Here is a 12,804-nt window from a genome sequence, read left to right on the forward strand (position 1 = left end):
TTATCGTGGAGGCAGACCCGGAATAACGTCCGGCGAAGATCACTTCCCCTTCGCGGCTTTCGCCTTCATTTTCGCCGCGCGGTAACGCGCGGCGCCGCCTTCGCGGATCGACTGCTCGCTGCGCTCGAGCGCCATGGCATCGTCGGGGACGTCCTTGGTGATGACCGAGCCTGAGCCGATATAGGCGCCCTTGCCGATCGTGACCGGCGCGACCAGCGACGAATTGGTGCCGACGAAGGCGCCCTCGCCGATCAGCGTCTTGTGCTTGAGGAAGCCGTCATAATTGCAGGTGATGGTGCCGGCGCCGAGGTTGGAATTGGCGCCGACGTGGGCGTCGCCGACATAGGAGAGATGGTTGACCTTGACGCCGGCTTCGAGCACAGCCGCCTTGGTCTCGACGAAATTGCCAATCCGCGCGCCGTCGCCGAGCGAAGTGCCGGGCCGCAGCCGGGCGTACGGACCGACCGACACCTGCTTGCCGATGCTGGCCTCGACGATATGCGAGAAGGCATGGATCACGGCGCCGTCGTCGATCGACACGCCCGGGCCGATCACCACGAACGGCTCGATCACAACGTCCTTGCCGAACCTGGTGTCGGCGGCGAGATAGACGGTCTCCGGCGCGATCAGGGTCACGCCGGCCTCGAGCGCCTGCCTGCGCAGCCGCGCCTGCATCACGGCCTCGGCCTCGGCGAGCTGCGCCTTGGTGTTGATGCCGCGCACTTCGTCTTCGCTGGTCTCGATCACGACGGCCTCCAGTCCCAATTCCCTGACAATGGTGACGGCGTCAGTCAGATAAAACTCGCCCTTGCTGTTGGCGTTGCCGATCTTCTCGATGATCGCGAGCGCCGTCTTGCCGTCGAACGCCATCACGCCGGCATTGCACAGCGTGATCTTGCGCTCCTCGGCGCTGGCGTCGGCCTGCTCGCGAATCGCAACCAGTCTGCCGTTCTCGACCACCAGCCGGCCGTAGCCGGTCGGGTCGGCGGCATGGAAGCCGAGCACCGCCAGCGCGGCGCCGTCGCGGAGCGGCGCGCGCATGCGCGCGAAGGTCTCGGCCGAGATCAGCGGCGTGTCGCCGAACGCGATCAGGAGGTCGTCGGCGCCGCCGGCGATCGCCTCGCGCGCCGCCAGCACGGCATGCGCGGTGCCGAGCCGCTCGCGCTGCACGAAGGTCTTTGCATCCGGCCGCACCCGGCGCGCCTCGGCGGCGACCGCCTCGTGGTCGGGACCGATCACGACCGCGAGCTGCGACCCCGCGCCGGAAGCGGCGGCATTGAGCACATGCGACAGCAGCGATTGCCCGGCCACCGGGTGCAGCACCTTCGGCAGCGACGAGCGCATCCGCGTGCCCTCACCGGCCGCAAGCACCACTGTCAGGCTCGATCGCGCAGTCATTCGGCATCCTCGGTATCTCGCGCATCGCACTGCGCCAAGCTGTCATTGGGGCCGTCTTTAATTGTTTTCCCCGGCAGAAGAAACCGTTTCGCCTCCGCGGTCCCTCAGATTCAAGTTCCCGGTCCATTTCCTGTTAATCTTTGCCTCGTGATTCGGCGGGCCTTGAGGAGGGCCAAGCGGGCTTTGGCCAAAGATCGCGACAATCTGGCGGCGGAATTCGACACCGAGAGCAGCTCCGGCTTTTTGGCCGAGGAGGATGCTTTCGATCGCCGCATGCTGTGGCGGCTCGGGTCGTGGGGCGTTGCCGCGGTCGGCGCCGTCGCCATTGCCGTGATGGCCAACCAGTCGGCGCTGACGCTGCGGCGCGACCAGGTCGCGGCGTCCGACATCGCACGCCAGGGCCAGCAGTTGCAGACGCTGGCGAAGGAAAGCCACAACGAGACGCGCCGGCTGGCATCGGCGATCGATACGCTCAACGGCGACCGCGACCGGCTGTATTCGCGCGTCACGACGCTGGAGCAAGGGCTCGATTCCGTGACCGGCGCGATCGCGAAACAGCCGGCCGCATCGGCCCCTGCCTCGACCTCCGCACCCGCAGCCAGTTCGGCGCCAGCCGCACCGGCCGTCGCCGCTGTCGCAACGATGCCGCCCGCCGCATTGGACAAGCCGGCAGCGACCGACAAGGGTCCCGCAACGGCCGAGAGCAAGGCGCCCGCTCCGGTCGAGAAGCCGGCTACTGCGGCCGAAAGGCCCGTGGCGACCGAGAAGAAGCCTGTGGCCATCGCGAGCAAGCCGCAGCTTGCCGCCGAGAAGCCGTCAGTCACCGACAATCCGCCGGTCCCTGCTCCCGCCCCATCGGCCGCCAGCCCGATGAGCGCCGCAGCCGCTGCGGCCAGCGCCGAAGATTCGAAGGCGGCTGTGCCGGCGCCCGCGGTGGTCGCCGACAGGCCGCCGACTGACAAGCCACCCACCGACAAGCCGCTGGTGGCATCGCTCGATCCACCGGCGACCAAGGCCGCCGAACCGGTCAGGCCGCCGACCGCCAACGACATCAGTGCAGCGCCGATCCCGCCGCTGGTCATCACACCGGATCCCGATTCCGAAGCTGATGACGATGCGCCGAAGGCACAGATCCAGCGCACCGAGTTCGGCATCGACCTCGGCACGGCAAATTCGGTCAATGGACTCCGCGCACTGTGGCGCGGCCTCTTGAAGTCCAAGGGCAACGCGCCGCTGGCTGCGCTGCGGCCGATCATCGTGATCAAGGAGAACAGCAACGGGCTCGGCATGCAGCTGCGCCTGGTCGCCGGACCGCTCAACGACGCCGGGACCGCGGCCAGGATCTGCGCCGGCCTCAGCCTGATCCAGCGGACCTGCGAGACGGCGATCTATGACGGTCAGCGGCTCGCCCTGAACGAGCCGGCCGCAGGCAGCAAGCCGGCGGCGCACCGGCGTGCCCTGCCGAAGCGTGCCGTCGCCCCACCGCCACCGCCGCAGCCTATCGCCGAAGAAAAGAAGCCGGAGCCAGCGACGATCTCCTCGATATTCCGGCGGAACAACCAATAATCATGCCAGCCAAGGGATTGCAGCCACATCCTCAACCGATTTCGCTGCTTTGACCGAGCCTTGTCCCAGCTCCCGTTCCCGACCATAGTGCCGCGATGACAAAACCTCCGTTCCGCCTCTCCCCGTATCAGGTCCAGTTCCTGATGGTCGTGGGCTTCGTTACCGTCGGTTACGCGCTGTACGTGCGCTATCTCGCCATCGAATTCTCGCCCGTTGCACTGGCCTGCGACGCCGGTGCGCAGACCATGCTGTGCAAGGCCCGCGCGCTCTCGACCGTGCTGTTCAAGAATTCGGTGTTCGGCATCACCGCGCTGGTGATTGCGCTATTGAACCTGACGCGGCCCTCGATCGTGCTGCTGACCGTCGGCCTGATCGCTGCGGGGCTCGGGATCGTGCTCTACAACGTCGTGCTGTCGGGGCTTGCGATCGGGCTGTTCATCCTGGGTTTTGCGCGGCCCGCGCCCGCCACAGCGTAGCGGCGAGCAACAGGTACATCACGCAGGTCCAGTCCGACTGCCAGTTGATCGTGCCCTCGTTGTAGATCGTATAGGCCGCGGCGATCACCAGAAGCCCCGCGAACACGGATTCGGCGAGCGGCCGGGTGCCTTCCTTCGGGCGGTTGAGCATGGTCAGCAGCGCGAACGGCACCACGGCCATGGTCAGCGAGGCATAAGGGAAGTCGCGGTAGCGCGGATCGAAGACGAAGCCGAGCGCGCTCTCGGCTGTTATCACGGTGGTCACCGCCAGCACGATCGCCAGCAACGCGCCGAACATGCCCTTGCCGCGGTAGTCGCGCGGCCCAATGAGCTCCAGGAAGGTCGGCAGCGAGCGCCCGGCGATCAGCGCGTGCGCGGTCAGCAAGGGTGCGACGATCGCGGCCGCGAGCAGCACGCCCCAATGCAGCCAGCCGCCGACGCCGTAGCTTTCATAATACATCTTGTCGCCGGCGATCCCGAGCAGCGCCCCCGCCGTCGTCGCCGAAACGGCGACCGCGATCCAGGCCGACGGCCGCGGCGTCCAGGGCCGGCGACGCAGCGTCAGCCACGCCACCACGAAGGTCGCGACCGACAGCGCCATGCCGCCCGCCATCTGCAGCTTCCAGGCGGGATAGTTGCTGATCGCGACGCCCGGCGGATACTTCACCTGCCGCTTGATCGAATCGAACAGGCCCCAATAGCCGCCGACGGTGCCCTCGAGCTTGCGCTTCCAGGGCTGGTCATAGGCCTCGATCAGGTTGACCCGAAACCCCTCGCGCTTGGCGAGGTCGAGAATTTCGGAGACCACCCGCGCCTGGTTGGTGCGCGACGGCAAGGCGCCCTCCCGCATCCGTCCCGCGCTCGGCCAGCCGGTCTCGCCGATCAGGATCTCCTTGCCCGGGAACGTCACCGCCATCCGCTTGCGGATATCGTCGACATGCGCCGCGGCGTATTTGGCCTTGATCGGGATGTCCTCCCAATACGGCAGGATGTGAATGGTGACGAAATCGACCGCGTCATAGATCTCGCGGTTCTTCACCCAGTATTCCCAGACGTCGGCATAGGTGACGGGCACATTGCCGGCCTGCGCCTTGACGGCGCGGATGTTGGCGGCGAGGTCGGCGGCGGTCATCTCGCCGCGCAGCAGCACCTCGTTGCCGACGATCAGCGAGGTGACGACGCCGGGATATTCCTTGGCGAGCCGCACCGCGATCGCGATCTGCTGCAAATTCTTGAAGCGGTTGCTGCCGAGCCAGATGCCCTGCATCACCTTGAGCCCGACCTTGGCGGCGACGCCGGGGACCTGGTCGAGGCCGTTCTCGATCGAATAGGTCCGTACGCAATCGGTGACCTTCACGAGATCGGTGAGGTCCTGTTCGATCTGCTCGACCGGAATCTGCGTGGTGGGATCAAGCGGCGTCTGGGCGCCGCGGAACGGCGTGTAGGACACGCATTGCAGTTTCGCGGCAGGATCGATCGGTGCACGCGCAAGCGTGATCGGCGTGGCGAGCCACCACCACACGGATGCAATCACGGCGAGCGAGATCAGGAGAAGCGCCAGCGGCGTACGAAGCGAAATCGGTTCCATCCTCCGGGGGACCGTCGAATTAGCCGGTCACAGCCCGTCTGCCAAGAGCGGGAATCGGTCAATACCATGGTTGTCCTGCGACAGTTTTGCGCTGGTTCGATAAAGTTGTGAGTTTGCTGGACAAAATACCAAATTCCAGTCATCAGATTTCACCAGAGTCTCCGCCGCACTGGAGACCTATTTGGACGGCATCACGCGAGCCGTTAGGATGATCCCGCAGGGGCCGGAACATATCGGGGAATGCATGCGTCGACGGCTGCTTGAGTTGAAGAACACTGCTTTGCGCCATCTTGCCGTAACGGGCCTCGTCATTGCGCTCGCGCTCCTGAACGGAGCCGGCGGCGCGTTCGCCCAGAGCGGTACGCCGAATCCGCCTGATCAGGCCAAACAGCAGCCTGGACAGCCCGACGCCAATGCCAACGCCGTGCGGGAGGCCAACCAGCGCAAGGTCGAGGAGTTCGTCGAGGCCCAGCAGGCCATCAACGGCCCGGCCGGCAACCCGGAATGCGTCTGGCTCGGCCGCCGCGTGGTCCGCCTGATGTGGAACGACGACCTCGACACCGCGTTCCGCCACCTCGACCTCTACGACCGGTTCGGCTGCCCCGGCGGCCACGTGCAGGCCGCCTTCCGCTGCCTGACCCGGTTCGGCGCCCAGATCGACGACAAGGTCCGCGGCAGCCTGGATGGCCGCATCCACGCCTGCTGGATCAACCCGGGCGCCCAGCCGCAGGCCGCGGCAGCCGCCGCACCCAGCCCGGCGCCGTCGACGGCCGGCAATGCCGCGCCCGCTCCGGCCGCCTCGCCCTCGCCTGCGCCGACCCCGTCGGCGACACCGGCGCCGGCATCGAAATAGCCGCGTCGCGCGATCGGGCCCCGGCCGCGATTTTTTCGCGGCTGGAACGGCTTGCGCCCTTAAAACGCCATCGCGGCACACCAGTTGTTAAATCGGATGGCGGAGATATCTTTCCCTCCGCCGCCATGTTGGTCGAACCCAGGGGACGGGTTCGCTTAGTCCTCAATCTCAGGCCCCGTATGGTTTAACCGCGATGCGCGCCGTCGTCGCCGTCCTGTTGCTTGTCACCGCCGCCCACGCTGCATTGTGGGGTCTCTTCCAGGAGAAGCAGGCAGCGCCCGATTTCCGTGGCACGCTGCCGAGCCTGTCCTACGCTCCGTTCGAGTCGGGCCACACCGTCGCGGACGTTGCCGCCGACACCGAGAAGGTGCGCACCGACCTCAGGAAGCTGTCCACGCTCACCAAGGCGGTCCGGCTCTATTCGTCGACCGAAGGCAATGAGCTGGTGCCGCCGGTGGCCGCCGAGTTCGGCATGAAGGTCACGGTGGGCGCCTGGATCGACAAGGACGCCAACCGCAACAGCCGCGAGCTGTTCAGCGCGATCAATCTCGCCAAGCGCAACAGCAACGTCATCGGCATCGTGGTCGGCAACGAAACCGTATTCCGCGGCGAGCAGGTTCCGATCGAGAATCTCGGACCGTTGCCCAAGGACGATCCCAGCCCTGACGAAGCCGAGCGCTTCCGCGAGGACTTTGCCCGCTTCCTTCGCGACGAGGCCCCGCGCATTCAGCGCGAGGAGGACACGCGGCTTCACGATGCCGAAGCGCAGCCCGAGGACAAGCGGGCCGAGGCGATCAAGTGGGCGATTGCCGAGAACAACGTGCATCGCCTGATCAAGGTGATCCAGACGGTCAAGAAGTCGGTGAACGTTCCCGTCACGACCGGCGAAATCTGGAACATCTGGCGCGACCATCCGCAGCTCGCCAATTCGTCCGACTTCGTCGCCGCGCACGTGCTGCCGTACTGGGAAAACTTCACCGACAAGCAGGCGGTGGACCAGGCGGTCGACCGCTACAATCTGTTGCGGGACTCCTTCCCGGGCAAGCGCATCCTGATCGCGGAGTTCGGCTGGCCGAGCCAGGGCTACAATCTGCGAAGCGCGGAGCCCGGCCCGTTCCAGCAGGCCACGGTGCTGCGCAACTTCGTCGCGCGCGCCGAAGCCATCGGCATGGACTACAACATCGTCGAGGCGATCGATCAGCCCTGGAAGTTCTTCGAAGGCGGCGTCGGTCCGTACTGGGGCATCCTCAATGCCGACCGCGAGGCGAAGTTCGCCTGGACCGGGCCGGTCACCGACCTGAACTACTGGAAGATCGCGCTGGTCGCCGTGCTGGTCGGGCTGTTCATGTCGCTGCCGATCCTGCGGCTGGACCAGCCGACCGTGATGCAGGCGCTGCTGCTGTCGGCAGCGGCCAACGGCGTCGGCGCATGGGTCGCGACCGTGTTCTCGTACTGGACCACGCACTATTTCGTCTGGGGCTCGGCCTTCGCGCTCAGCCTCGGCCTCGTGCTGCTGGTTCCGCTGGTCCTGATCGCGATGGCGCGGATCGAGGAGATCGCGGCAGTGGCGTTCGGCCGCGGCCCGCGCCGGCTGATCGGCAAGAGCGAGCCGCTCGCGCCCGCCACGATGGGCGAGGACGTCAAGTTTCCGAAGGTCTCGATCCACATCCCGGCCTATTTCGAGCCGGTCGAGATGCTGAAGCAGACGCTCGATGCGGTGGCGCGGCTCGACTATCCGAACTTCGAGTGCGTCTGCATCATCAACAACACCCCCGATCCCGACTTCTGGCGGCCGATCCAGGATCACTGCCGGCTGCTCGGCGAACGCTTCAAGTTCATCAATGCCGAGAAGGTGCAGGGCTTCAAGGCCGGCGCGCTGCGGATCGCGATGGAGCGGACCGCGGCGGACGCCGAGATCATCGGCATCATCGACGCCGACTATGTCGTGCATCCGGACTGGCTCAAGGATCTGGTGCCGGCGTTCGCCGATCCGCGCGTCGGCCTCGTGCAGGCGCCGCAGGAGCATCGCGACGGCGACCGCTCGCTGATGCACTACATCATGAACGGCGAATATGCCGGGTTCTTCGACATCGGCATGGTCCAGCGCAACGAGTTCAACGCCATCATCGTGCACGGCACGATGTGCCTGATCCGCCGCGCGGCGATGGACAAGGTCGGCGGCTGGTCAAGCGACACGATCTGCGAGGACACCGATCTCGGCCTCTCGATCCAGCAGGCGGGCTGGCTCACGCACTACACCAATGTGCGCTACGGCGAAGGCCTGCTGCCCGACACCTATGAGGCGTTCAAGAAGCAGCGCCACCGCTGGGCCTATGGCGGCTTCCAGATCGTCAAGAAGCACTGGCGGCGCTTCCTGCCCGGCGCCAGCCGGCTGACGCCCGACCAGCGCCGCGAATTCTCGCTGGGCTGGCTCAACTGGCTCGGGGCCGAAAGCCTCGGCGTCGTGGTCGCGATCCTCAACCTGATCTGGGTCCCGATCGTCGCCTTCGCCGACATCGCGATTCCCGACAAGATCCTCACCCTGCCGATCATTGCCTCCTTCATCGTCTCGCTGGTGCATTTCGTCGCGCTCTACCGGCTGCGGGTGAACATCAAGGCCGGGCAGATGCTGGGCGCCATGATCGCGGCGATGAGCGTGCAGTGGACGGTGTCGCGCGCGGTTGCGCAGGGCCTGATCACCGAGCATCTCGCCTTTGCCCGCACCTCCAAGGGCGGCCTGTCGCGGATGTCGATCGAGTTTCAGGCGTTCTGGGAAGCCGTGATCGGCGTGCTGCTCCTGATCGGCGCCACCGTGCTTGTCGTCACCAACGGCTACAAGCAGGTGCGGGAGATCTACATCTTCGCCGGCGTACTGGTGCTGCAAAGCCTGCCGTTCCTGGCCGCGGTGTCGATCGCGATCCTGGAGAATTCGCGGATCAACGAGTTCGCGTTCTGGCGCAACAGCGCGATCCGCACCGCGGAACTGATCGGGCTCCGCCCGGTCAGCCTGCCCTCGGTCGCCGCCCCGTCGCAACCGGTCGGCTCGGACATCGGCCACGACAGCTAGCGCATGATCCGGAAAACTGCGCCGCGGTTTTCCGGAAAGATCATGCGCAAACGAAGTCAACTTCAAGAAACCGCCCTAACCACAGGCGCCGGAACGGCAAATCCGTCGCAACGGTGCACAATTGACCGCCCCTCGGCTATTGACCCGATGGGCCCTGCCCCCTACACAGCGCGGGCTGGAGCATGATCCGGGCGGGTGCAAAACCTGCGTCCGGATCCGATGTTCAGGTGAGTGAGCGCGTAGCTCAGGCGGTAGAGCACGTGACTTTTAATCATGGGGTCGAGGGTTCGAGTCCCTCCGCGCTCACCAAACGTCTTGCCGAAGCTCGCCAGCAAGTACTGGAAGAACAAACGCAGCCGGCCGCCGCGTTGCCTCCTCAGACATCCAAATGCGGATTCCGGAGATGCGATGGAGCGTGGGTCATGCCCCCTGCAATTGAAACGCGAACTGTCCGCCAGTTGGCTGTCTGTGTTTCGCAATTCAATTCGGGGAGCCGCTCGCAGCCGGCACGAAACGGCCCCAGCATTGGGGTTGCTGAGGCCGTCATTCCGTCCTGCTGGGGGCACGGGCGCCAGTGAGCAGGCCGCCTCGATTCAGCAGAGCGCCGGTACATCCGCGGCAGTCTGTATTGTACTCGCTGCTTCGGCGAGTTTGCCGAGGTCTCGCGGAGTACCCCCACCGCTCCTGGCATAGGGTCTGCAATTCTCCCGATGCTGGGGATTTCAGCGTCCCAGTTCAGGAAGAAAACGCCGCCGGGCGTGTATTTGTGAGACCGGCGGCGTCTTTTCTTGAGACAGATATTGATTACGGGACTCGATCATCGGTGGTGTCGACGTCGCGCTTTCCGCTGAACACTGGATGCGCTGCCGCTGGCATGACGTCAGTCCCCCGCACCTAGGCTGACGAATGAGAGACGACCCCGACGCCGCGCGCCGAGGCCGCCATTCGCAACTCCCGGCCAGGGTTGGGGGTATTTGAGCCGGAAGCCGAAAAACACTACTTCCTGCGCCGCCGCCCGTTCCCGCCAAATACGGGGCCATTAGGGATTACTCCCGGCCTCAGCTTGCCGGAAAACGATACCTATTCCCTGTCGGCTAAAGAGGCCTGTTAGCAAATCAGCAAGCAGGCCAGCGCACGCTTTCCTGAGGGACGGGACCGATTGGGAAACAGTTGAGTACGGTCGCGTTTCGGGAGGAGCTGGCGCACAGGCCCTGGCGTCGGCTCTTCTTCCCTGAGTTTTGTGCGAGCGCCGCAACAGTTTGCTGGGCCGATTTTTGTTAAGCTGCCGGCAGTGGGAATTCAGAGCCCCGCGCTGGAAGAGCAATGACGCCGCCGGGACAAACCATTTCGGGCCCGGCGGCGTAGTTTTGCGATCGATTGCGGGCGCCCTGCTACGAAAGCTTCGGGGTGTTGGTCATCGCGACGAGATCAAACACCAGGCCTTGAGCTATCTCGCCGCCGTCATCGTTATCGCGAGACGGCCGGATTTGAGCCAAGCAGCCGGCCTCCAAACCATTTTCGAAAATTCGGCGCGCGACCGGTTGCCTGCTCTTCTTCGCAATTTGTGTGAACCAGGCAACAGTCGTTCGGCCTGATCTTTGGTAGGTTTCCCGGCGCTGGGGATTTCAGGGCCCAGGCTGGAAGAACAGGGCGCCGCCGGGACAAATCATTTCGGGCCTGGCGGCGCAATTTTTAGGGTCGGTCAGAACCGCGCAATCCCGACACTCGAATCCGACGCGTGCGGAACACCGACGGCTCGTTGCTCCCCTGTCACAGCCATCCCGTTCGGCGTCGCCGACACCAGCAGGCCTGCAGTCGTCCGGATCGATCGGCGGGCAGGTTGCGGCACGAGCCTTGCTTTTCAAGAGGCACTGGGAATTTCAGTGTCCCGGTTCAGGAATAAGCTGTCGCCTGGTGTGTATTTTTGAGCAGGCAGCTGCAGCAATTGGAAGGTATCGCTGAGATGCACAGCGCCCCCGCACAGACCAGGTTTGTCGTTCGGCGCGGAAGCACCGACTGGATGGTTTATGATCGAGAACTCAAGGGGCCGGCGCAGTTGAAAAAAGACGGCCGCTTCGCCGAGAAGCTGAGCAAAGAACAGGCCGAACAGGTCAAGCAGCTGTTGACGGAGGCCCTGAAGCCCAAGCCCGTAACCTAGGTCTGACGCGTCCGACTGTTCCGATCGCGGCCAGTACAGACCGCGAACAGATGACGTTTGTGTTACCTCGCAAGGTCTATGAACAGAATTGGGCAAGGCGAACGAGCCGCGGCATAACCGAGGCGCTTCAGTGGAGCAAATTGGGCCGTTGCCGAAATTCAAGTTTGACTGCTGGCCCTTAGGTCGAGCCGCCCGCCCGTCGCTGTGGGGGAACGATCGGTGAACAGCTCAGGGGCATCGCGGAAGCAGTCCGCCTGGCCGCTGACCCGATCAACGAACCGGCGGGTTGTAGCGATCCCAGATCACCGTTCTCGGGCCACTCTGCGCCGATCGCGAGATGGCATCGTCGAACTTGTGATAACGGTCGAACTGCTGCTGCTCATCGCGCAGCTGCGGCGCTTCGGCAGACGAGTAAAGTCGATTTGCACCGTTCCAGTGATCAGATCCCGACACGACACAACCCCGTCTTTTTCAGATGCAGGTTGGTTAGCACCGTTGCGCAGGTATCTCTGTATCGTCGCGGCAACAGCGCCGGCAATCCGCGCAACCATAAGCACACGGATTGTTTCCGTGGTTCTCCGTGCGTGAACAGTGTGCCAACCTTTGATTTCGGTGCGATGCGGGGAGCCAGCACATGAAACTTGCCAGGGCCATCGCAGTTTGGCTCGGGCTTTGCCTGCTTGCCGCAACGGCCGCCAATGCACAGAGCTGCCTCACAGGCCCCACCAAGACCAAGGACGGCACTTTGCAGACGTGGACCGTCGTCAATCGCTGCGGCGCGCCGGTCACACTGCGCTATTCGCTGAACGGTCCGCTCGGCAAAGAAACAAAGACCGCAATCGTCTCCGCCTGCAGCAGGCAGCGGATTGTGCAGACGTTCGAGACCGATCAGATCAACTTTCTGGACACGGCCTATGGTCCAGGCTGGGAGAGGATTTGCCCGGCATTGGACGGCGAGATTCGCCCGACGACACGACCGCAGAAATCAATCAACGAAACGGATCAGATCCCTTTCCCATCCATAAGCCTTCCACCCTTGAGCCCTCCACTCTTGACCGGTCCCAAGCCAATAGGCCCTGCGGGAGGGAAACCCATTCCCAAGGGATAGCCTGAGCGTTGGTTTTTCAGTGGCCGCCACGACCCGCAGTAACAGTCCGGATGCTCCTGCGGCTATGGCTGGATCAGCGTCGACCGGAGTTCACGCTGTTCAGGATGACCGAGCCAAAGTTGCAACCGTGCTCGTGCCGCCCGTCGTGAGTCCCGTCGCTTCACCCTCACGGGTCCACCCCCAGCGGCAGTTCGCCCTGGCCACCGGTCCAGTCGATGATGTCGACCTGGAGGCCGCGCTTCAGCATCTCCGCCTCGAGACTGCCGGCATGGCGTTTCCATTCGGGCGTCGCGCGGACCCGGAATTTCGGTTCTTCGCCATCGGCCTCGAAATCATCGTCGGCCTTGAGCGCACCGCGGACGGCTTCGTACATCATCTTCAAGCTGGCGTCGGTGAAGGCGCCGTAGTCCATGGGACGTCTCCCTCAGTGCGTCGCGAATCAAAAGGCCGCCACGAAGCGCGTCGTGACGGCCTTCCGCAAGCGGCCATCCAGACGGCCCAGAGCAAGCGTGGGCGAGTCGGGTTAATGAAACGTTGTCCGTGCGGCGGCGGCATCGGTCTGGGCCATGGGCGCCGTTGGCAACACCGAA

Annotated in this window: 10 protein-coding genes and 1 tRNA gene; 7 read left to right on the top strand and 4 right to left on the bottom strand. The window is 64.7% G+C overall.

Annotation, left to right across the window (positions count from 1 at the left end):
• Window positions 1-39: 39 nt before the first annotated feature.
• Complete coding sequence (gene glmU / locus BRSPCE3_RS09640) at window positions 40-1,398, bottom strand: bifunctional UDP-N-acetylglucosamine diphosphorylase/glucosamine-1-phosphate N-acetyltransferase GlmU (protein WP_244065553.1); 1,359 nt, start codon at window positions 1,396-1,398, stop codon at window positions 40-42.
• A gap of 183 nt (window positions 1,399-1,581) precedes the next feature.
• Between glmU and BRSPCE3_RS09645 the strand changes: the two genes are divergently transcribed.
• Together BRSPCE3_RS09645 and BRSPCE3_RS09650 are read left to right on the top strand one after the other, a co-directional pair.
• The gene (locus BRSPCE3_RS09645) at window positions 1,582-2,964 is read left to right on the top strand and encodes a hypothetical protein (protein WP_244065554.1); all 1,383 of its coding nucleotides are present in this window, start codon (window positions 1,582-1,584) and stop codon (window positions 2,962-2,964) included.
• A 95-nt stretch (window positions 2,965-3,059) separates the two neighbouring features.
• Window positions 3,060-3,440 carry a hypothetical protein gene (locus BRSPCE3_RS09650; RefSeq protein WP_244065555.1) on the top strand — a complete coding sequence of 127 codons (381 nt, stop codon included), beginning with the start codon at window positions 3,060-3,062 and terminating at the stop codon, window positions 3,438-3,440.
• Here BRSPCE3_RS09650 and BRSPCE3_RS09655 read toward each other — a convergent pair.
• Complete coding sequence (locus BRSPCE3_RS09655) at window positions 3,400-5,028, bottom strand: beta-(1-6) glucans synthase (RefSeq protein WP_244065556.1); 1,629 nt, start codon at window positions 5,026-5,028, stop codon at window positions 3,400-3,402. The two genes, BRSPCE3_RS09650 and BRSPCE3_RS09655, sit on opposite strands and share 41 nt — an antisense overlap.
• Before the next feature lie 244 nt (window positions 5,029-5,272).
• Here BRSPCE3_RS09655 and BRSPCE3_RS09660 point away from each other — a divergent pair, with 244 nt between their 5' ends.
• The 4 genes from BRSPCE3_RS09660 to BRSPCE3_RS09675 all read left to right on the top strand — a co-directional run bounded on the left by BRSPCE3_RS09660 (window position 5,273) and on the right by BRSPCE3_RS09675 (window position 11,106).
• Window positions 5,273-5,881 carry a beta-1-3, beta-1-6-glucan biosynthesis protein gene (locus BRSPCE3_RS09660; RefSeq protein WP_244065837.1) on the top strand — a complete coding sequence of 203 codons (609 nt, stop codon included), beginning with the start codon at window positions 5,273-5,275 and terminating at the stop codon, window positions 5,879-5,881.
• A 193-nt stretch (window positions 5,882-6,074) separates the two neighbouring features.
• Complete coding sequence (locus BRSPCE3_RS09665) at window positions 6,075-8,948, top strand: glycosyltransferase (protein ID WP_244065557.1); 2,874 nt, start codon at window positions 6,075-6,077, stop codon at window positions 8,946-8,948.
• A gap of 233 nt (window positions 8,949-9,181) precedes the next feature.
• Window positions 9,182-9,257: transfer RNA gene (locus tag BRSPCE3_RS09670), tRNA-Lys, on the top strand.
• A 1,615-nt stretch (window positions 9,258-10,872) separates the two neighbouring features.
• Entirely contained in the window at window positions 10,873-11,106 is a 234-nt protein-coding gene (locus BRSPCE3_RS09675; RefSeq protein ID WP_244065558.1) for a hypothetical protein, read from the top strand.
• Window positions 11,107-11,376: 270 nt separating this feature from the next.
• Here the strand turns inward: BRSPCE3_RS09675 and BRSPCE3_RS09680 are convergent, their stop codons facing one another.
• Window positions 11,377-11,559, bottom strand: coding sequence for a hypothetical protein (locus tag BRSPCE3_RS09680; RefSeq protein WP_244065559.1), 183 nt, complete (start codon window positions 11,557-11,559; stop codon window positions 11,377-11,379).
• Between the two features lie 181 nt (window positions 11,560-11,740).
• Between BRSPCE3_RS09680 and BRSPCE3_RS09685 the strand changes: the two genes are divergently transcribed.
• A complete protein-coding gene (locus tag BRSPCE3_RS09685) occupies window positions 11,741-12,214 on the top strand; it encodes a hypothetical protein (RefSeq protein WP_244065560.1) in 474 nt (157 codons plus the stop codon).
• Window positions 12,215-12,380: 166 nt separating this feature from the next.
• Here BRSPCE3_RS09685 and BRSPCE3_RS09690 read toward each other — a convergent pair whose 3' ends face one another.
• The gene (locus tag BRSPCE3_RS09690; RefSeq protein ID WP_244065561.1) at window positions 12,381-12,626 is read right to left on the bottom strand and encodes a hypothetical protein; all 246 of its coding nucleotides are present in this window, start codon (window positions 12,624-12,626) and stop codon (window positions 12,381-12,383) included.
• Window positions 12,627-12,804 lie beyond the last annotated feature (178 nt).

Origin of the sequence: Bradyrhizobium sp. Ce-3 (assembly GCF_022835695.1) — a bacterium.
In the GTDB taxonomy this organism is placed as follows: Bacteria; Pseudomonadota; Alphaproteobacteria; order Rhizobiales; family Xanthobacteraceae; genus Bradyrhizobium.